This window comes from Caulobacter radicis, from assembly GCF_003094615.1.
Lineage (GTDB): Bacteria > Pseudomonadota > Alphaproteobacteria > Caulobacterales > Caulobacteraceae > Caulobacter > Caulobacter radicis.
In genome coordinates, this window is record NZ_QDKO01000021.1 from 13,247 (window position 1) to 32,520 (window position 19,274).

The window sequence follows — 19,274 nt, forward strand, 5'->3', positions numbered from 1 at the left end:
GTCATGGCCGACGGCTCCGGCGTCATCGCGACGGTCAGGACCACCTGCCCCTATTGCGGCGTCGGTTGCGGCGTCGCGGGCGCGGCGGGCGGGGCCCAACTAGGCGGGGAAAGGGCGCTGGCGGTGTCCGGCGATCCCGCCCACCCGGCCAACAAGGGCCGACTGTGCTCCAAGGGCTCGGCCCTCGGCGCCACGGTCGGCCTGCAAGGGCGCCTGCTTGAGCCGTCGATCAATGGCCGCACGGTCAGCTGGGGCGAAGCCACCGCGCTGGTGGCCAAGCGCTTTCGCGACACCATCGCCCGCCATGGCCGAGACAGCGTCGCCTTCTACGTCTCGGGCCAGCTGCTGACCGAGGACTACTACGTCGCCAACAAGCTGATGAAGGGGTTCATCGGCTCGGGCAACATCGACACCAACAGCCGTCTCTGCATGGCCTCGGCCGTCGCCGCGCACAAGCAGGCCTTCGGCGCGGACCTGGTGCCGGGCTGCTACGAGGACCTCGACGAGGCCGACCTGGTGGTCTTCGCCGGCCACAACGCCGCCTGGACCCACCCGATCCTGTTCCGTCGCCTGGAGGCCGCCAAGGCCCGCGGCCAGAAGCACGTGGTCATCGACCCGCGCCGCACCGACACGGCCGAGGGCGCCGACCTGCACCTGGCCATCGCCCCGCAGAGCGACGTGCGGCTGTGGAATGGCCTGCTGGCCGAACTCGACCGTCGCGGGCTGCTGGATCTCACCTATGTCGCCGAGCACGTGAACGGGATCAACGCCGTTCGCCAAGCCCTGGCCCAGGACGACCAGTCGGCCGCCGCCGTGGCCGCTGACTGCGGTATTACGGTCGAAGACCTTCTGGCCTTCTACGACCTGTTCGCGGCTCATCCCAAGACCGTCAGCCTGTTCTCGATGGGCTCCAACCAGTCGGCGCAGGGCGTGGCCAAGGGGCTGGCGATCCTCAACGTCCACCTCGCCACGGGCCGGATCGGCAAGCCGGGAAGCTGCCCGTTCTCGATCACCGGCCAGCCCAACGCCATGGGCGGCCGCGAGACCGGCGGCATGGCCAACACCCTGGCCGGGCACATGGACTTCGCGCCGGAAGACCGTGACCGCGTCGCCCGCTTCTGGGGCGCGCCACACACCGCCCGCGCGCCAGGTCTCAAGGCCGTCGAGATGTTCGAGGCCGTGCGGTCGGGCAAGATCAAGGCGATCTGGGTGATGGCCACCAACCCGGCCGTCAGCCTGCCTGACGCCGGCGCGGTGCGCGAGGCGCTGGAGGCCTGTCCCTTCGTCGTCGTCTCCGACTGCGTCGAGACCGACACCACGGCCTACGCCCATGTGAAGCTTCCCGCGCTGGCCTGGGCCGAGAAGGACGGCACGGTCACCAATTCGGAGCGCCGCATCTCGCGCCAGCGAGCGCTGTTCCCGGCGCCCGGCCAGGCCCGCGCTGACTGGCGGATCATGGCCGACGTCGCCCAAGGCATGGGCTTCGACGGTTTCGGCTGGCCCTCCCAGGCCTCGATCTTCCGCGAATGGGCGCGCCTGACGGCCTACGAGAACCGGGGCTCGCGTCTGCTCGATCTGACGGGTCTGTCGGCCATGGCTCCCGACGATTACGCGGCCATGACCCCGATCCAGTGGCCGGTCCGCGCTGACGGCAAGGGCACGCCGCGCCTGTTCGTCGACGGTCGTTTCCAAACGCCCGATGGCCGCGCCCGCATGGTCCCTGTGCGTCCCAAGGGACCTGCCGACGCCGTCAGCGACGCGTTCCCGATGTCGCTGAACACCGGCCGCATCCGCGACCAGTGGCACACCATGACCCGCACGGGCCTGGCCCCCGACCTGTGCCGCCATGCGCCCGAGCCCTTCGTCGAGATCCACCCCCGCGACGCCGAAGCGGCCGGCATCAAGGACGGCGCGCTCACCCGCGTCTCCACGGCGCGCGGCGAGGCCGTCGCCCTGGCCAAGGTCACCGACCGCCAGCGGCTCGGCGGCCTGTTCATGCCGATGCACTGGACCGACGCCTTCGCGCCGTCGGGCAAGTCCAATCACCTGATCGCGCCCAATCTCGACCCGACCTCCGGCCAGCCGGAGTTCAAGCACACCCCGGCCCGCGCCCGGCCCTATCGCGAGACCTGGAAGGGTTTCTTCCTGACCCGCGAGACCATCGCCGCGCCGGCCAATCTCGACCTCGTCTGGCGGCGCATCCCGCAGGACGCCGCGCAGCTGCACGAGTTCGCCGGCCGAGGAGACGCCTCGGAGCGCGACGCCCTGCGCAAGCGCCTGACCAAGGGCCTGACCGGCGAGACCACGGTGTTCGAGGACGCCGGCGCCGGCTCGCGCCGCGAGGCCTGGATCGAGAACGGCCGGCTGGTCGCCGTGCTGTTCCAGACCGCCGCCGGCCGCCTGCCGCCGCGCGACTGGCTGGCCGACCTGTTCGCCCTGGACCAACTGACCGCCGAGGCCCGCTCGGCCCTGCTGATCGGCCGCCCGCCCGGCGCTCCGGTCGACAAGGGCCCGATGGTCTGCGCCTGCCTGAAGGTGGGCGCCAAGGCGGTCGACGCGGCCATCGCCGCCGGGGCCGCCACCGCCGATGCGGTCGGCGCGGCCACCGGCGCCGGAACCAACTGCGGCTCGTGCCGCCCGGAGATCGCCCGGATGATCGCCGCCGCCGCTTCCCTCAAGGCCAAGGAGACCGCTGATGCCTGACGCTGCTGCTCTGGGTGACGTCCTGCTGGTCGGCGCCGGTCCTGGTCCGGTCGACCTGATGACCCTGCGCGCCGCCCGGGCGGTGGAGAGCGCGCAGGCGCTGCTCTACGACGCCCTGGTCTCGGACGAGGCGATCGCCCTGGCGCCGCCCGGTTGCGTGCGCATCCTCACCGGCAAGCGCTCGGGCCGGCCCAGCATGAAGCAGGAGGCGATCAACCGGCTGATGCTGCGCCTGGCCCGTCGCGGCCTGCGCGTCGTGCGGCTGAAGGGCGGCGATCCGTCGGTCTTCGGCCGGGTGGGCGAGGAGGCCGAGTTCCTGCGCGCCCATGGCGTGGCGGTAGAGGTCGTGCCGGGCGTCACCGCCGCCAGCGCCGCCGCCGCGCAGTTCAACTTCCCGCTCACGCATCGCGGCGAGGCCCGGCGGGTGATCTTCACCACGGCGCGGGTCGGCAGCGGCGATGTCATCGAGGACTGGGCGGCCGCCTCCGATCCCGAGGCCACGGTCGCCGTCTATATGGGCGGTGAAGCCGCCGCCGAGCTTGGTCGTCGCCTGATCGCCGCTGGCCGTGCGCCGAGCACGCCGGCCCTGGTCGTGGAGCGGGCCGGCGACCCGGCCGCGGCCCTGCGCACCGGCCGCCTCGACACGCTGCCACAGTTGCTGGCCGGCGGGACCGGCGGTCCGGTCCTGATCGTCATCGGCGCGGTGGCGCGCCGGGCCCAGGATCTGCGCTGGACGCCGGAACTGGCGCAGATCGAGGACGCCGCGCGGCGGGCGTGAGCCTCAGGCCGTCGCCATCGCCGTAGCGCCCTCGTCCTCTTCTTCCCGCAGCCGAAGCTGCGGACCAGCGGCCCGGCCGTAGGCCTCGCGCAGCAGGCGCGAGGGCGACAGCTCGCACGGCGCCAGCAGCAGGCCGCGCTTGCGAAGCGCCAGGCCCCAGCGGGCGCTGCCCGTCAGCACCGAGGCGGCCGGCGCGATCAGCAGGCCGATGGCCGCCGGCAGGATCCAGACGCCCAGGGACGGGCCCGCCAGGGCGGCGCAGGCCAGCAGCAAGAGGCCGGCGGCGATCTCGGGCGTGTGGCGCTTGAAGGCCTCGCGCCAGAGCGTGCCCTCGGCCTCGCGTCGCTGGGCGGCCCAGCCGGAGTCACGGCCGGCCAGGATGTCGACCAGGCAGCGGGCGTGACCGAACAGGATCGCCGGCGCCGTCAGGGTCGAGTGCAGCGTTTCCACCGCCACCGAGACCAGCAGCGGGCCGACCCCGCCGAAGCCGCCGGCCTTGCCCTCCTTGCAGGTCAGGATCACGGCCAGCAGCTTGGGCGCGAACAGGAAGCCCAGCGACACGGCGAAGGCCGCCGCCGCGCCCTCGACGAGGAAGAGCTCGGCCCGCGCGCCGCCCAGGACGGGGAAGGCGGCTAGCATGGCGCTGAGCACCACCAGCAGCAGCCAGGCCGGCGCCAGCGCATAGGCCAGGGCCCCGCGCAGCAGGTGCAGGCGGCTGACCGGGTGCAGGCCCTTCACGCCCAGGATGCCCAGGTGCTGAAGGTTGCCCTGGCTCCAGCGGCGGTCACGCACCAGCATGTCGGACAGGGTGGGCGGGGCCTCTTCGTGCACGTCGTCCAGCGACGGGGCCATGCGCACCGCCCAGCCGCCGCGCCGCATCAGGGCGGCCTCGACGAAATCGTGGCTGAGGATGGCGCCGCCGAACGGGGCCTTGCCGGGCAGGTGCGGCAGGCCGCAGCACTCGGCGAAGGCCTTGGTGCGGATCATGGCGTTGTGGCCGAAATAGTTGGCTTCGGCGCCGCTCCACCAGGCCAGGGCCCAGGTCGCGAGGGGACCGTAGACCCAGCTGGCGAACTGCTCGGCGCGGCCAAACAGGGTGGTGCGGCCGACGATGGTCGTGCCGGCCTGCAGGACGCCGAGCACCGGATCGGTCTCCATCGCCCCGGCCATGCGGCGCAGCGAGCGGGCGCTGATCAGGCTGTCGGCGTCGAGCACCGCCATGCACTCGTAGGCGCCGCCGAACCGCCGCACCCATTCGGCCAGGTTGCCGGTCTTGCGGTCGGTGTTCTGCTCGCGACGGCGATAGTAGAGGCGGGTGGGCGAGGGGCCCGAACGCGCGGCGATCACCGCCAGGCGCTCGGCCTCGGCGATGTCGGGATCGCGGGTGTCGCTGAGCACGAAGATGTCGAAGGTCGACGACAGCCGCTCGCGGTCGAGGTCGGCGCGCATGGCCTCGATGCGGGCGAAGACGGCGGCGACGTCTTCGTTGTAGATCGGCGCCAGCAGGGCGACCTTCTTGCGCAGGTGCGGCGGCGGATCGTCCAGCCGGCGTTCCCAGGTGTCGGGGTTCAGGGCCAGCTGGAAGCCGCCCAGGGCGGCGGCGCAGGAGAAGCCGGTCCAGGCCAGCAGCACGGCCACCAGCAGGGCGTCGATCCATTCCAGCAGGGTGACGCCGCCGGCCGTGAAGGCGTCCAGCATCGTCGTCAGGCCGAAGGCGAAGGCCAGGATCGTGAAGGCGCCCAGGCCAAGGCGCCGACGCTGCCGCGAGCGTGCCAGTCGCCGCCAGCCGACGTCGGGGTCGGACAGTTCGCGGACGGGCATGTCCATCGCGGACTCGGCGGGGAGCCAGGCGGCCGGCGGCGCCTTATCGGGAACGTTGCAAGGCGGAAGCCGGTCGGCGAGGCGTATGTCCATCAAGGGTCCTTTCGCGCGAAGAACCCTCACGGCGACAATCAGTTGCGATGCGAAGGAAATATAACCACGGTCAAGTTTCAGAGACGCGTGGTCGCGCTACGTACTGCTGAATAACTTCGCATATTTAGGCCTTTAGGCATAATCTGGCCGCGCTTGCGGCAAGGATGTGGCGCTTTGTTGCGATGCGGAAAAGATCGGCTCGAGGGCGGCAATCGGCCGCCCTTCCGTCAGGCCGCCGCCAGGGCCCTGAAGCCGCGCTCCAGGTCGGCGATCAGGTCGATCGGATCCTCCAGCCCGATATGCAGGCGCAGCAGCGGACCTTCGACGTTCACCGGCGTCGAGCGGCTCTTCAACTGCGGGTCGCAGTGGATCGCCAGGCTCTCGAAACCGCCCCAGGAGAAGCCGAGGCCAAACAGCGTCAGGGCGTCGAGGAAGGCGTGCACCGAGCGCTGGGTGGTCGGCTTCAGCACCACGCCGAACAGGCCGCAGGCGCCGGTGAAGTCGCGTTTCCAGATCGCGTGGCCGGGATCGTCGGGCAGGGCGGGGTGCAGCACGCGGGCCACCTCGGGCCGCTGCTCCAGCCAGCGAGCCACCGCCAGGCCGTTGGCCTCGTGGCGCGGCATGCGCGTGGCCAGGGTCCGCAGGCCGCGCAGCATGGTGTAGGCGTCGTCGGGCGAGACCGACCAGCCCACGTCCCACATGGCGTTGCCCAGCTCGTCGCCGATCACCGGGTCCATGGTCGTGGCGCTGCCCATGAAGCAGTCCGAGTGGCCGCCGACATATTTGGTCAGGGCCTGGACGCTGATGGTCACGCCGTGCGCCAGCGGCTTGAAGAGCAGGCCGGCCCCCCAGGTGTTGTCGATCAGGGTGAGGACGCCGCGCGCATTGGCGGCCGCGGCGATGGCCGGCACGTCCTGCATCTCGAAGGTCAGCGAGCCCGGGGCCTCCAGAAGGATCAGCCGGGTGTTGGGCTGGGCCAGGGCCATCAGGGCGTCGGCGTCGAGGGCCGGGTCGTAATAGCGGGTGGTGACGCCGAAGCGGGTGAGAAAGCGGTCGCAGAACCGGCGGGTGGGCTTGTAGGCGCTGTCGACCACCAGCACGTCGTCGCCGGCCTTCAGCACCGCCATCATCGCCCCGGTGATCGCCGCCAGGCCGGACGGATAGAGGGTCACGTCCGGCGAGCCTTCCAGCTCGGCCAGGGCCGCCTGCAGCGCGGCGGGCGAGGATAGGCCCGTGATGCCGTAGGTCAGCTGGCTGTCGTCGTACAGCGAGGCGGCGTTCGGCATCAGCACGGTCGAGCCGCGCTGGATCGGCGGATTGACGGTGCGCGCCAGCGACGGGGCCTGCAGGCCCGAGCGGATCAGGCGGGTCTTTTCGTCCATGGCGGCGGGACTCGTAAGCACGGGAAGGAACCCGTCGTTTAAGGGCGTGGGCGGCCGGGGTTCAAGCGTTCGATCAACGTCCTGGCGAGCGGCGCGGGGAATCGGCCATCTAGGAGGGGGCGTCCGGCGGGGGCCGGCGCCGTATCGGGGGATGGGATGAGAGTTCTGGTTTGGCTTCTGACGCTGTCGGCGTCGATGCTCGCCGCCGCCGCTCGGGCCGAGGACCCGCCGCCCACGCCGCCGCCGGCGCAGGTTTCGGCCCTGGCCGGCTGCTGGAAGGGCGAGGGGACGGTCATGGGCAAGCCGGTGACCATCGCCCTGTCGGCGCGGCCGATCGTGGGCGGGGCGATGATGCTGGTCGAGGCCGACAGCGTCGCCAAGGCCGATCCGGCCGACACCTATGCCGCCCACCTGCTGCTGGGCGGCCGCACGACCAAGGCCGGCGAGCCGGCCGCGATCGTCGGCCTGTGGGCCGACAGCTTCGGCGGCGACGGCGCCTCGCAGGGCGCGGGCAGGGTCGCGCCGAACGGCTTCGAGGTCAGCTATCCCTATGGCGAGGCCGCCTTCGTCAATCGCTGGGCGCGGGTTGGGGAGCATCTGAGCTGGTCCATCGTCATGCGCGGCGCGAGCGGCAAGGAGCAGGGATTCGCGAGCTATGAGCTCGTGCGGGCGGGGTGTCCGTAAGGTCCCGCGATCCTCAAGATGCTCCCCCTGAAGGGGGAGCTGCCGCGGAGCGACTGAGGGGGAAGGGACTGCTGACGCTGGGGATGTGCTGACCTCATCAGGGACTTCCCCCTCCGGCCCTCCGGGCCACCTCCCCCTTCAGGGGGAGGATCTTGGTCGGCGAACCTCCCCCTCTGGGGGAGGCGGCCGAAGGCCGGTGGGGGGGCGGTTTCAGCTTTCGGGGCGGTGGCCGGTTTCGCAGTTTCTCCCCCCACCGATCGCTGCGCGATCGCCTCCCCCATAGGGGGAGGTTCCTTGAGACACGGGTTCGCATTCTCCCGCGTTCACACGCGTTAGGTCGGGGAGGCGCGGAGCGGCCGGGCGGAGCCCGGGGACCGTGGGTTTGTTTAGCGTTTCGGCTTCGTCGACCGCTCCGCCGCGTCGTTATTCCGAAGGGCCGGAGGCGCGGGTGCTGTTTCAACCCTGGACCCGGCTGTCCCACGGACGGGCAGGACCAATAGCCCCGCGGTAATCCGGCGGCGGCCTCGGCTGATCCTGTTAGGCCGGTTTGAACGATCCCGACCCTGTCGACCCGCTCGTCGCGTCATGGACGGCTTGGCGGCCCAATTGCGCCTTGTGAGCGCTCCTGCAAACCCGCCTTTTCCACGACGCTCCGAGCGGCCCCGCTCGATGCGGTCCTCGCCACGCTTGGGCCGGTACCAAGAGCCCTCCCCATGGCGGGGACGGGTTTGATTATGCGAGCGCCCTGAGTCCCGTCGGATCAACAACGACTATTTTTGTGCAGGCTGTTGATTTCGTGTGGGTTTGCTTTGGATTTCGCGGGGATGGACTGTGCGCGAGGGAACCTCCCCCAGAGGGGGGAGGCGATCGCGCAGCGATCGGTGGGGGGTGTTGGAGGGAACCGGCCGGCGCACCGGAAGCTGAAAACTTCCCCCCACCGGCCTTCGGCCGCCTCCCCCACAGGGGGAGGTTCCTCTTGAGCGTCTCGCCACGAGGGCGAGGGAGGCGGATGTATTGGTGGGGGATGACCACAGGCGTCTCGGAAGCTGAAAACGGCCCCCCTCCGGCCCTTCGGGCCACCTCCCCCACAGGGGAGGTTCCAGTCGCCTTCAGGCCTGGCCAGGAGCGGCGCCGATCCCGCCCAGCACGCGCTGAGCCTGCTGGATCAGCGCCCGCCGGCGTTCGGCTGCCTGCGCGTGTTGGCGCTCGACCTGCGCGAGGTCGGCGGCGCAGTGGGGGCACTCGGTCTCGTGGGGCCAGACGTACTGGTCGCAGGAGCGGCAGACTTTCAGTCTGGATGGCAGGGCGCCGCCGGCTTCGGTGCGCTCGCGATGGGCCACATGCACCTTCGCCGGGTCGCGGACGGGCAGGGGAACGGTCTGGGCGCCGGGTATGGGTTCGCGCACCAGGGCGAACTCGCCGATGGCGAAGCTGGCGGCCGGAGCGTCCTTGATCTTCGTCACCCGCTCGCGCCAGCCATGGCGCGCCAGGTCGAGCACCCGGTGGTGGCAGTAGGGGTTATTGCCGCGCTTGCCCAGCAGGGACTCCGAGGTCCAGGTGCAGCCGGCGCGGCAGACATCGGCGTAGTAGCAGGTGCGGCAGTAGTCGTAGAGCTCCTCGACGTCGCGCACGCGGCCGAAGGCCATCTTCTCGCTGTGGCGCCAGATGTCGGCGATGCTCATCTCGCGCACGTTGCCGGCGGCGTACAGCGAGGTGGCGAGCGACGGGCAGCCCTTGATGGTGCCGTCGGCCTCGATGCCGATGCCGCCCTGGCCGGCGGCGCAGCCGTTCCAGTGGTCGGCCTCGTCGCCCAGGCCGCGCCACATGCGCTCATAGGGGCCGAAATAGCCGACATTGTTGCCGACGATCATCAAGAGGCCCCGCTCCAGTCCCTCGCGATAGAGCCTGGCCAGCAGGGGCATGACGTCGAGCAGCTGGTAGGGCTGGAGCAGGAGGTCGGGATTGTCGACGGCGTTGCCCATCGCCACGGTCAGCTGGATCTGCCAGTGCGTCGCGCCGGCCTCGATGATCCGTTCCATCAGCTCGGGCAGGTGGGCGGCGGTCTCGGCGCCGATCTGGGTGTTGACCGAGACGGCCAGGCCCCGGGCCTTGGCCCGCTTGAGGGCGCTGATCGCCTGGTCGTAGGAGCCGGGCACGCCGCGCACGCGGTCGTGCAGGTCGGGCAGGCCGTCGATCGACACGCCGATACCTTGCAGGCCGGCCTCGGCCGCTTCGTCCAGGCGCTTGTCGGTCAGGTTGCGGGCGCCGGTCTGGACGGCGGTGCGGATGCCGTGGGCGCGGCTCCTGCGTATCAGTTCGATCCAGTCGCGGCGCAGATAGGCCTCGCCGCCGATCAGGGTCAGCTCACGCGTGCCCAGGGCGGCCAGATGATCGAGCAGTTCCAGCGCCTCGGCGGTGTTCAGCTCGTCTGGACGCGGCCGTCCGGCGCGCGAGCCGCAGTGCTGGCACTTGAGGTTGCAGGCGAGCGTGACCTCCCAGACCACGTGGACGGGGGTGAGCTGCTCATAGTCCTCGTCCGTGCGAAAGCGGACAGACTTGCCTTCCGGCGTGGTCCGAACGGCGGGCGGCAAGGTGTCGGTCATGCGCGCTCATTCCCCGAAACGCGATAGCTTGGCCCCGAAACGCGACGGGCTGGCCCCGAAACGCGATGGGCGGGCGACGTCGCCGGCGAGGCGGCGCCGCCCGCGCCCGGTTAGCTCTTTCCGCCTTCCAGCTTGGCGATCTCGACATTGAGAAGCGCCAGCAGGGTCTTGACGTCGCCGTACTGAGCCAGGTGAGCCTCGGCGGCGGCTTCGGCTTCCTTCAGGCGCGAGAGATCGCCCGAGGCGATGGCGTCGGTCACGGCGACGCCGTAGGGCTTGATGTTCATGGCGATCAGGCCTCGGCCTTGGCGATTTCGATCTTCAGGGCGGCCAGCAGGGTGGCGACGTCGCCATACTGGTTGACGTGCTCCTCGGCCTCGGCGGCCAGCTTCTTCAGCTGATCCAGGTCGCCGGTGGCGATGGCGTCGGTGATGGTGACGGCGTAAAGCGGTCGAAACGACGACATGACGTTTTCTCCCCACGGGCGCGCCGGCGGTTGCGCCGGTCGCGCGGTTGCGTGCTCGGCGCGGTTGGCGCGCCGATGGTCGTTAAGCTGACGGGCACTTGCGGGGAGCGATGCGCGACTTGGCCGCGCTTCATGGCGGCGCGAGGCCGACCCCCAACGCATCGAGGGTCGGTCACATGAAGCGCCTTGTCAATTCAGGATTGTATTCAGAAATCGCGTAACTTTGAGTGTTTTTACACAGCCGGGCCTGTCGCGACCGGGGCGTCGTCGCGGCCGCCCCACTCGGTCCACGAGCCGTCGTAGACGGCCGCCCGAGGCTTGCCCAGGCGATGCAGGGCCAGAGACACGACCGAGGCGGTGATGCCCGAGCCGCAGGTGGTGGCGATCGGCTTTTCGATGTCGACCCCGGCGTCGGCGAAGACGGCCTTCAACTGGTCGGCGGGCAGCATCGTGGCGTCGGCGGCCAGGATGGCGGCCAGCGGGATGTTTCGCGAGCCGGGGATGTGGCCGCTGGCCAGGCCGGCGCGGGGCTCGGGAACCTCGCCGTTGAAGCGGCCAGCGGCGCGGGCGTCGATCACCTGCTCGCGACCGGTCTCCAGGTTCTTCTTAATCTGGTCGAAGGAGCGGACGAGGTCTGCCTGCAGGCGGGGCGTGAAGTGGCGTTCCTGCGGTGCGGCGGGGCCGTCCTCCAGCGGGCGGCCCTCGGCGATCCACTTGGGCAGGCCGCCGTCCAGCACCACGACGTCCTCGTGGCCCATGACGCGGAAGTTCCACCATGCCCGGGCGGCCGGCAGGATGCCGGTGCTGTCGTAGACGACGATGCGCGAGCCGTCGCCGAGGCCCAGCTTGCGCACCCGCGAGGCGAACTTGACGCCGCTGGCCAGCATGTGGGGCAAGGGCGAGGTCTCGTCGGAGATCTCGTCGATGTCGAAGAACACCGCGCCGGGGATGTGGCCGGCCTCGAACTCGGCCTTCGGGTCGCGCGGCGTGCCGGGCATGAACCACGAGGCGTCGACGATGCGCACGTCCGGCGCGTCGAGGTGGTCGGCCAGCCAGGCGGTCGAGACGAGGGGATCGGCGTGGGTCATGGCTGGCCTTTCGGACTGGCGAACAGGGGCGGCAACTTCACGTGCGCCGCCGCCCCGCGCAAGCGCGCCTTACAGCCAGGGCGGCGTCGGCAGGCCCTTCTCGGCCAGGAAGGCGGGGTTGAAGAGCTTGCTCTGGTAGCGCGAGCCGTGGTCGCAGAGGATGGTCACGATGGTGTGGCCGGGGCCCAGGTCCCTGGCCAGGCGCACGGCGCCGGCGACGTTGATGCCCGTCGAGCCGCCCAGGCACAGGCCCTCGTGCTGCACCAGGTCGAAGATCTGCTCCATCATCTCCTCGTCGGAGACGCGGTAGGGATGGTCGATGGCCAGGCCTTCGAGATTGGCGGTGATCCGGCCCTGGCCGATGCCCTCGCTGATCGAATTGCCCTCGGCCTTCAGCTCGCCGGCGGCGTACCAGTTGTAGAGCGAGGCGCCGCCCGGGTCGGCCAGGCCGATCTTCACGTCCGGCTTGCGCTCGCGCAGGGCCTGGGCCACGCCCGCCAGGGTGCCGCCCGAGCCGACCGCGCAGATGAAGCCGTCGACCTTGCCGCCGGTCTGTTCCCAGATCTCCGGGCCGGTCGTGTCGTAGTGGGCCTGGCGGTTGGCGACGTTGTCGAACTGGTTGGCCCAGATCGCGCCGTTGGGCTCGGTCCTGGCCAGCTCCTCGGCCAGGCGGCCGGAGTAGCGGACGTAGTTGTCGGGGTTGGAGTAGGGGACGGCGTCGACTTCCACGAGCTCGGCGCCGAGCAGGCGGATGGCGTCCTTCTTCTCCTGGCTCTGGGTGCGCGGGATGACGATGGTGGTCTTGTAGCCGAGCGCGGAGGCGACCATGGCCAGGCCGATGCCGGTGTTGCCGGCCGTGCCCTCGACGACCCGGCCGCCCGGGCGCAGCAGGCCTTTGGCCTCGGCGTCGCGGATGATGCTGAGCGCGGCGCGGTCCTTGACCGACTGGCCGGGGTTCATGAACTCGGCCTTGCCCAGGATCTCGCAGCCGGTGGCCTCGCTGGCGCGGTTGAGGCGGATCAGCGGGGTGTTGCCGATGGCGTCGAGAACGTTGGCGGTGACGGGCATGGTCGAAAATCTGCGGCTTCGCGCGAAGAGGCGCCGTTGGAGGCAACGGTAGATCGCGATGCGGCCGCCCGGATCAATCCAGTTTTCCTGAAAGCGGCGGTCGGCGGGGCAGGTTCAGTGTGCGGTCGGCTCGGTCTGGATGACGTTCAGCAAGGCCAGGCCGCCTGCGGCCGCCGTCGCCGCGCACCAGGCCCCGCACAGGCCGTCGATGCCCACCAGGCTGTTCTCGACCGCGTCGGCCATGATACCTTCGGCGACCAGGGACGACGGCTCGCCCAGCAGCTGGTTGTCGTGCAGCTCGCGGCACCAGGCGCCGACCGCCTCGACGGGCGTCGCCGCGTCGAACTGCGAGAGGTAGGTGCCGCCGTGGTAGTCGAGGACCAGGGTGAAGAGCGACACGCTTGATGCTCCTCTAGCTGCGCGCCAGGCCAAGCTGGACGACGTTGGTGCGTTCGGTGCGGAAGCCGGCCTCGCAGTAGCTCAGATAGAAGTGCCACAGCCGGCGGAAGCGCTCGTCGAAGCCCAGCGGGCGGATCTGGTCCCAGGCCGCCTCGAACCGCCTGGCCCATTCGGCCAGGGTGTCGGCGTAATCCTGGCCAAAGCGCCGCACGCCGTCCCACGAGAGGCCGGCCTTGTCGGTCTCCTGGCGCAGCCGCGTCTCGCTGGGCAGCATGCCGCCGGGGAAGATGTAGCGCTGGATGAAGTCGGTGTGGCGGCGATAGCGGTCGAACAGGTCGTCCTTGATGGTGATGATCTGCAGGCCGGCGCGGCCGCCGGGGGTGAGCACGTCGTGGATCTTGCCGAAATAGGTCGGCCAGTACTCCTCGCCGACGGCCTCGAACATCTCGATCGAGGCGACGCCGTCGAACTGGCCCTGCACGTCGCGATAATCGATCAGCCGGATGTCGGCCTTCTCGGCCAGGCCCTGGTCGAACAGCCGCTTTCTCGCGAAGTCGTGCTGGGCCTGCGAGATGGTGATGCCGGTGACCTTGGCGCCGACCTCCTTGGCTGCGTACTCGGCGAAGCCGCCCCAGCCGCAGCCGATCTCCAGCACGTGCTTGCCGGGCGCCAGGCCGATGGACTGGGCCAGGGCCTCGTACTTGCGGGTCTGGGCCGCGTCGAGCGAGGCGGCGGCGTCCTTGTCGTAGAGGGCCGACGAATAGGTCATCGTCCGGTCCAGCCACTGGGAATAGAAGGCGTTGCCCAGGTCGTAGTGGGCGTGGATGTTGCGCTTGGAACCGCTGCGGTCGTTGCGGTTCATCCAGTGGAAGATGACGTTGATCAGGTGCATGACGGGATTGCCCCGCACCAGGGCCGCCAGCTTGTCGAAGTTCAGCGCGAAGGCGGTCAGCACCGCCGACAGGTCGGGCGTGTCCCACTCGCCGGCCATATAGCCCTCGGCGAAGCCGATGTCGCCCGAGGCGAAGGCCCGGCGGATGAAGCGGTAGTCGCGGACGCGGACCACGGCGTCGGGGCCGGGGGTCTTGCCGTCGATGCGCAGTGGCTTGCCCGAGGGCAGGACGAAGGTCAGGGATCCGATCGCCCAGTTCTCGACGGCGATGCGCAGCGCCGTGCGGAAGGCCGGCGGCGCGGCCCTAAGATCTTCGTCTCGCCAGGAGGCGGGCAAGGTGTCGGTCATCAGCGCTCCCAATCCCTTGAATGGGACAAGTAAGACCCCCGAAAGCCGAACTGTAAATGGGTCTGGCGGCCGACGTTCACCAGGGGATCATTCGTCGCCGGCGTCTCCGCGCAGTTGGCGATAGGCCTCCAGCGCCGCGGCCCGGGCGCGGGGATGGTCGACGATCGGCTTGCCGTAGACGGCCCTGGCGCCGGCGCTCAGCCGTTCAGGCGCGGTCCACGGCTGGTGGATCACGTCGGCCGGCAGGTTGGCCAGCTCCGGGATCCAGCGTTTGACGTAAGTCCCCTTGGGGTCGAACTTTTCGCCCTGGCCGATCGGGTTGAAGATCCGGAAGTAGGGCGAGGCGTCGGCGCCGCTGCCGGCCACCCACTGCCAGTTGCCGACATTGTTGGCGAGGTCGGCGTCGACCAGGGTGTCCCAGAACCAGGCCTCGCCCTCGCGCCAGTCGACCAGCAGGTGCTTGATCAGGAACGAGGCGGTGATCATCCGCACCCGGTTGTGCATGAAGCCCGTGGCCCACAGCTCGCGCATGCCGGCGTCGACCAGCGGATAGCCGGTGCGCCCTTCGGTCCAGGCCTCGAAGCCGCGCGGGTTCTTCGACCATGGGAAGGCGTCGAACTCGGGCCGGAAGTTCTTCTTCGGCAGCTCCGGCCAGTTGAACAGGATCGCGTGGTTGAACTCTCGCCAGCCCACCTCGGAGAGAAACTTCTCGATCTCGCCATGCGGGGCGTCGCCGGCCTCGGCGGCGTGGCGGGCGGCGTTCCAGACCTGGCGCGGGCCGATCTCGCCGAAATGCAGGTGGGGCGAGAGGCGCGAGGTGGCCTCCAGCCCCGGAACGTCGCGGCCTTCGCCGTAGCCGTCGACGGGCCCCGACAGGAAGTCGTCCAGCCGCGCCAGCGCGCCGGCCTCGCCGGGTGTCCAGATGGAGAAGCCGCTGGACCAGTCGGGCTTTTTGGGATGCAGGCCCCAGCCATCCAGCGCGTCGCTGTGGGGCCAGTGCTCGGGCTCTTCCAGTCGCTTGGGCGCGGCCTCGACCTCGACATGGGTGAGGTGCGCGCGGGCGGCCCGCCAGTAGGGGGTGAAGACCTTGTAGGGCTGCTTGGAGCCGTTCGCGACCGTCCAGGGCTCGTTCAGCAGGCCGGCGACGCAGCTTTCGACTACGACGCCGTCGGCCTTCAGCGCGGTTTTGATCTCGGCGTCGCGGGTGATCGCGGCTGGTTCATAGAGGCGGTTCCAGACGACGCCGGCGGCTCCGGCGTGGGCGATTACGTCCTTCAGCACCTCCTGGGCCGGGCCGCGCCTCAGGATCAGCTTCGAGCCGATCGCCTTGAAGCTTTCGGAGAGCGCCCGCAGCGACTTGTCGAGCCACCATAGCGAGGCTCCGCCCATCGGCCGCACACCCGGGGTCTCGTCGAGGATATAGAGGGGGATCACCGGCCGCCCCGTTTCGGCGGCGGCGTTCAGGGCCGGATTGTCGGCCAGGCGCAGGTCGTTGCGCAGCCACACGATGACGGGTCCGGGGACGCCTGGATCGATCCGCACTTGCACCTTTCCGCCGTTGGGGCCACCTGTGGGCCAAAATCGGCGCCTAAGCCTGTCGGTCCCACCTTTATTCGGAAGTCCCGCCTTGAGTCAGCCCGTCGCCCCCAACGCCGTCGTCGAAGTGAAGACCGAGACCGGCAAGGCCGTCCGCATAGGCAACGCCGAGCGCCTGACCCTCATCGCCGGTCCGTGCCAGATGGAAAGCCGCCAGCACGCTCTGGAAACGGCGCATGCGCTGAAGGAGATCGGCGAGCGCTTGGGCGTCGGCCTGATCTACAAGACCAGCTACGACAAGGCCAACCGCACCTCGGCGACCGCCGCGCGCGGCATCGGTCTCTATGACAGCCTGCCGATCTTCCAGGAGATCCGCGAGGTCACTGGCCTGCCGACCCTGACCGACGTGCACGAGATCAGCCACTGCGATCCGGTCGCCGAGGCCGTCGACGTGATCCAGATCCCGGCCTTCCTGTGCCGCCAGACCGACCTGCTGCTGGCCGCCGCCAAGACCGGTCGTGCGATCAACATCAAGAAGGGCCAGTTCCTGGCGCCCTGGGACATGAAGAACGTCATCGCCAAGGTGACTGGCGCTGGCAATCCCAACGTCATGGCCTGCGAGCGCGGCGCCTCGTTCGGCTACAACGCCCTGGTCTCCGACATGCGGTCTCTGCCGATCATGAAGGAGATCGGCTGCCCGGTGGTGTTCGACGCCACCCACAGCGTGCAGCAGCCGGGCGGGCAGGGCACGTCCTCGGGCGGCCAGCGCGAGTTCGTGCCGGTTCTGGCCCGCGCCGCCGTCTCGATCGGCGTGGCCATGGTGTTCATGGAAACCCACCCCGACCCCGACCACGCCCCGTCGGACGGCCCCAACATGGTGCCGCTGAGCCAGTTCGAAGGCCTGGTGGCCGAGCTGCTCGAGTTCGACGCCCTGGCCAAGCGCAAGCTGGCGGCTTGATTTAAGCCCCTCTCCCCGGCGATAGCCTGGGAGGGTAAGGGGTGACGTCGTCGGCCGTCGTGCCGGCACGCCGTCTTCGGTCCCTAACCCCTCATCCTCCCACGCCTGCGGCGCGGGCCCCTCCTTCTCCCTCTGGGAGAAGGGTGGTGGGGTTGCCCCGCCATTCCCCTGTGCCATAACCCGCCCATGTCCAGACGCATCGTTCTCGTCACCGGCGGCGCCGGGTTCATCGGCTCCAACATCGTGGCCCGGCTCTGCGAGGATCCGGCGCTCGATGTCGTGGTCTGCGACTGGCTGGGCCAGGCCGCCGAGGGCAAGTGGCGCAACATCGCCAAGCACCCGATCGCCGACTTCGTCGCGCCCGAGCAGCTGTTCGACTGGCTGGCCGTGCGTGGCGACGAGGTCGAGCTGGTGATCCACATGGGCGCCATCTCGTCGACGACCGAGCCCGACGCCGACCTGATCGTGCAGTCCAATTTCGTGCTTTCGCGCGACCTCTGGCGCTGGTGCGCAAAGAACAACACCCGCCTGATCTACGCCTCGTCGGCCGCCACCTACGGCGACGGCGCTCAGGGCTTCGACGGCAAGGACGACATCGACACCCTGATGGGCCTGCGCCCGCTGAACGCCTATGGCTGGTCCAAGGCGTTGTTCGACGTCTTCGCCGTGCGCGAGGCCGCCCGCGGCCACGCCCCGCCCCAATGGGTGGGGCTGAAGTTCTTCAACGTCTACGGCCCCAACGAAGACCACAAGGGCGGCATGAAGTCGGTGGTCTGCCAGATCTGGCCGAAGATCCAGGCGGGCGAGGGCGTGCGGCTGTTCAAGTCGCACCACCCCGACTACGAGGACGGCGGCCAGCTGCGCGACTTTGTCTATGTGCGCGACGTGGCCGACGTGATCGCCTGGCTGGCCAAGAGCCCGCACGTCAACGGCGTCTACAACCTGGGCTCGGGCAAGGCCCGCTCGTTCAAGGACCTGGCCGAGGCGACGTTCAGCGCCATCGCTCGCGAGCCGGAGATCACCTATTTCGACATGCCCGAAGTGCTGCGGGGCAAGTACCAGTATTTCACGCAGGCCGACATGAGCCGCCTGCGGGCGGCCGGCTACAACGCCCCGATGACCTCGCTGGAGGATGGCGTGGCCGACTATGTGGCCGGGTTCCTGAACACGGACGATCCCTACCGCTGACGAGAGGTCCGCCATGTCCGCCGATCCCGCCTTGCTCGAAGTCGATTGCTGCGTGGTCGGGGGCGGTCCGGCGGGGATGATGGCCGGCGTGCTGCTGGCCCGCGCCGGGATCAAAGTCGCCGTGCTGGAAAAGCACGGTGATTTCCTGCGCGATTTCCGGGGCGACACCGTCCACCCCTCGACCCTGCAGGCCATGGCCGACCTGGGCTGGCTGGAGGATTTCCTCGCGCTGCCCCACACCGAGGTGAGCACGCTCTCGGCGGAGATCGGCGGGGAGACGGTTCATCTGGCCGACTTCCATGGCCTGAAGACCGCCGCGCCGTTCGTCGCCCTGATGCCGCAGTGGGACTTTCTCGACTTCCTGGCCGGGCAGGGGCGGCGCTACCCGACCTTCGACCTGCGGATGAACGCCGAAGCGCTTGGAGCGATCGAGCTCGGCGGCCGCATCGTCGGCGTGCAGGCCCGCGCGCCCGACGGCCCGCTGGAGGTTCGCGCTCGCCTGGTGATCGCCGCTGACGGGCGCCGGTCGCTGCTGCGTGACGCGGCCGCCCTGCCGGTCGAGGACCTGGGGGCGCCGATGGACGTGCTGTGGATGCGGCTGTCGCGCAAGCCGACCGACGATCCCGAGGCGCCGCTGGGCCGGGCCAGCGCCGGACGGCTGTTCGTCACCATCCCGCGCGAAGGCTACTATCAGTGCGGCTATGTCGCCGCGAAGGGCGGGTTCGACGCCCTCCAGGCCGCGGGGATAGAGGCCTTCCGCCGCCAGGTGGCGCAGGCCGCGCCGGCCCTGGCCGACCGCGTGGACGAGCTGGCCAGTTTCGACGACGTGCACCTGCTGACCGTGACCGTCGATCGTCTGACGCGGTGGAGCAAGCCCGGCCTGCTGTGCATCGGCGACGCCGCCCACGCCATGTCGCCGGTGGGCGGGGTGGGCATCAACCTGGCGGTCCAGGACGCCATCGCCGCCGCCAACCTTCTGCACGACGCCTTCGGCCTGGACGAGGCGGCGCTGGATGGCCGGGCGCAGGCCGTCCAGCGCCGTCGGCTGCCGCCCACGCGGGCCATGCAGTCACTGCAGCTGCTGATCCAGAACCGAGTGATCAGCGCCGCGCTCAGCGGGCGGCCGATGAGGCCGCCGGCGGTGATGAAGCTGTTCGAGCGCTTTCCGCGCCTGCGCCGCATCCCGGCCCGGGTGCTCGGCCTCGGCTTTCGCCTGGAGAGGGTGAGGTCGCCGAACGCCTTTTCCGGTTGACCAAGGGGCACGCTT

The 19,274-nt window shown here is 70.1% G+C and carries 16 protein-coding genes; 6 read left to right on the forward strand and 10 right to left on the reverse strand.

The window, feature by feature from the left end; translation table 11 throughout:
• Positions 1–3 precede the first annotated feature (3 nt).
• Both DDF62_RS13115 and cobA read left to right on the forward strand, forming a co-directional pair.
• Positions 4–2,703 (forward strand): nitrate reductase, encoded by a 2,700-nt coding sequence (locus DDF62_RS13115; RefSeq protein WP_116489524.1) that lies wholly within the window; start codon positions 4–6, stop codon positions 2,701–2,703.
• A complete protein-coding gene (cobA, locus tag DDF62_RS13120; RefSeq protein WP_116489525.1) occupies positions 2,696–3,481 on the forward strand; it encodes a uroporphyrinogen-III C-methyltransferase in 786 nt (261 codons plus the stop codon). The genes DDF62_RS13115 and cobA overlap by 8 nt, the downstream gene beginning before the upstream one ends.
• 3 nt (positions 3,482–3,484) lie before the next feature.
• On the opposite strand, the gene mdoH is transcribed toward cobA, so the two are convergent.
• Positions 3,485–5,395: a glucans biosynthesis glucosyltransferase MdoH gene (mdoH, locus tag DDF62_RS13125; protein WP_116489526.1), complete on the reverse strand. Its 1,911-nt coding sequence runs from the start codon at positions 5,393–5,395 to the stop codon at positions 3,485–3,487.
• Between the two features lie 227 nt (positions 5,396–5,622).
• On the reverse strand, positions 5,623–6,777 hold the full coding sequence (gene metC, locus DDF62_RS13130; RefSeq protein ID WP_116489527.1) for a cystathionine beta-lyase: 1,155 nt from the start codon (positions 6,775–6,777) through the stop codon (positions 5,623–5,625).
• A gap of 156 nt (positions 6,778–6,933) precedes the next feature.
• Here metC and DDF62_RS13135 point away from each other — a divergent pair, with 156 nt between their 5' ends.
• Positions 6,934–7,461, forward strand: a complete 528-nt coding sequence (locus DDF62_RS13135) for a hypothetical protein (RefSeq protein ID WP_116489528.1) — start codon at positions 6,934–6,936, stop codon at positions 7,459–7,461.
• A 1,109-nt stretch (positions 7,462–8,570) separates the two neighbouring features.
• Here the strand turns inward: DDF62_RS13135 and DDF62_RS13145 are convergent.
• From DDF62_RS13145 to DDF62_RS13180, 8 genes are all read right to left on the reverse strand, one after another.
• Positions 8,571–10,064, reverse strand: a complete 1,494-nt coding sequence (locus tag DDF62_RS13145) for a GDL motif peptide-associated radical SAM/SPASM maturase (RefSeq protein ID WP_116489530.1) — start codon at positions 10,062–10,064, stop codon at positions 8,571–8,573.
• 110 nt (positions 10,065–10,174) lie between these two features.
• Positions 10,175–10,351 (reverse strand): DUF1843 domain-containing protein, encoded by a 177-nt coding sequence (locus DDF62_RS13150; RefSeq protein ID WP_116489531.1) that lies wholly within the window; start codon positions 10,349–10,351, stop codon positions 10,175–10,177.
• Positions 10,352–10,356: 5 nt separating this feature from the next.
• Complete coding sequence (locus DDF62_RS13155) at positions 10,357–10,530, reverse strand: DUF1843 domain-containing protein (protein WP_116489532.1); 174 nt, start codon at positions 10,528–10,530, stop codon at positions 10,357–10,359.
• A gap of 233 nt (positions 10,531–10,763) precedes the next feature.
• Positions 10,764–11,618 carry a 3-mercaptopyruvate sulfurtransferase gene (gene sseA, locus DDF62_RS13160; RefSeq protein WP_116489533.1) on the reverse strand — a complete coding sequence of 285 codons (855 nt, stop codon included), beginning with the start codon at positions 11,616–11,618 and terminating at the stop codon, positions 10,764–10,766.
• Between the two features lie 69 nt (positions 11,619–11,687).
• A complete protein-coding gene (locus DDF62_RS13165) occupies positions 11,688–12,686 on the reverse strand; it encodes a cysteine synthase A (protein ID WP_116489534.1) in 999 nt (332 codons plus the stop codon).
• A 114-nt stretch (positions 12,687–12,800) separates the two neighbouring features.
• Positions 12,801–13,085 carry a hypothetical protein gene (locus tag DDF62_RS13170; protein ID WP_116489535.1) on the reverse strand — a complete coding sequence of 95 codons (285 nt, stop codon included), beginning with the start codon at positions 13,083–13,085 and terminating at the stop codon, positions 12,801–12,803.
• Between the two features lie 13 nt (positions 13,086–13,098).
• The gene (locus DDF62_RS13175) at positions 13,099–14,325 is read right to left on the reverse strand and encodes an SAM-dependent methyltransferase (RefSeq protein ID WP_116489536.1); all 1,227 of its coding nucleotides are present in this window, start codon (positions 14,323–14,325) and stop codon (positions 13,099–13,101) included.
• A gap of 87 nt (positions 14,326–14,412) precedes the next feature.
• A complete protein-coding gene (locus DDF62_RS13180) occupies positions 14,413–15,873 on the reverse strand; it encodes a cryptochrome/photolyase family protein (protein ID WP_425267048.1) in 1,461 nt (486 codons plus the stop codon).
• A 79-nt stretch (positions 15,874–15,952) separates the two neighbouring features.
• On the opposite strand from DDF62_RS13180, the gene kdsA reads away from it, so the two are divergent.
• The 3 genes from kdsA (at position 15,953) to DDF62_RS13195 (ending at position 19,259) form a co-directional block, all read left to right on the forward strand.
• On the forward strand, positions 15,953–16,819 hold the full coding sequence (gene kdsA / locus DDF62_RS13185) for a 3-deoxy-8-phosphooctulonate synthase (protein WP_116489538.1): 867 nt from the start codon (positions 15,953–15,955) through the stop codon (positions 16,817–16,819).
• Positions 16,820–17,005: 186 nt separating this feature from the next.
• Positions 17,006–18,007, forward strand: coding sequence for an ADP-glyceromanno-heptose 6-epimerase (rfaD, locus tag DDF62_RS13190; RefSeq protein WP_116489539.1), 1,002 nt, complete (start codon positions 17,006–17,008; stop codon positions 18,005–18,007).
• 13 nt (positions 18,008–18,020) lie between these two features.
• The gene (locus DDF62_RS13195; RefSeq protein WP_116489540.1) at positions 18,021–19,259 is read left to right on the forward strand and encodes an FAD-dependent oxidoreductase; all 1,239 of its coding nucleotides are present in this window, start codon (positions 18,021–18,023) and stop codon (positions 19,257–19,259) included.
• The last annotated feature ends 15 nt before the right edge of the window (positions 19,260–19,274 follow it).

Coding starts and splice junctions, on each gene's coding strand:
- DDF62_RS13115 (WP_116489524.1), top strand. CDS start 4: ATGGCCGACGGCTCCGGCGTCATCGCGACGGTCAGGACCACCTGCCCC.
- cobA (WP_116489525.1), top strand. CDS start 2,696: ATGCCTGACGCTGCTGCTCTGGGTGACGTCCTGCTGGTCGGCGCCGGT.
- mdoH (WP_116489526.1), bottom strand. CDS start 5,395: ATGGACATACGCCTCGCCGACCGGCTTCCGCCTTGCAACGTTCCCGAT.
- metC (WP_116489527.1), bottom strand. CDS start 6,777: ATGGACGAAAAGACCCGCCTGATCCGCTCGGGCCTGCAGGCCCCGTCG.
- DDF62_RS13135 (WP_116489528.1), top strand. CDS start 6,934: ATGAGAGTTCTGGTTTGGCTTCTGACGCTGTCGGCGTCGATGCTCGCC.
- DDF62_RS13145 (WP_116489530.1), bottom strand. CDS start 10,064: ATGACCGACACCTTGCCGCCCGCCGTTCGGACCACGCCGGAAGGCAAG.
- DDF62_RS13150 (WP_116489531.1), bottom strand. CDS start 10,351: ATGAACATCAAGCCCTACGGCGTCGCCGTGACCGACGCCATCGCCTCG.
- DDF62_RS13155 (WP_116489532.1), bottom strand. CDS start 10,530: ATGTCGTCGTTTCGACCGCTTTACGCCGTCACCATCACCGACGCCATC.
- sseA (WP_116489533.1), bottom strand. CDS start 11,618: ATGACCCACGCCGATCCCCTCGTCTCGACCGCCTGGCTGGCCGACCAC.
- DDF62_RS13165 (WP_116489534.1), bottom strand. CDS start 12,686: ATGCCCGTCACCGCCAACGTTCTCGACGCCATCGGCAACACCCCGCTG.
- DDF62_RS13175 (WP_116489536.1), bottom strand. CDS start 14,325: ATGACCGACACCTTGCCCGCCTCCTGGCGAGACGAAGATCTTAGGGCC.
- rfaD (WP_116489539.1), top strand. CDS start 17,006: ATGTCCAGACGCATCGTTCTCGTCACCGGCGGCGCCGGGTTCATCGGC.
- DDF62_RS13195 (WP_116489540.1), top strand. CDS start 18,021: ATGTCCGCCGATCCCGCCTTGCTCGAAGTCGATTGCTGCGTGGTCGGG.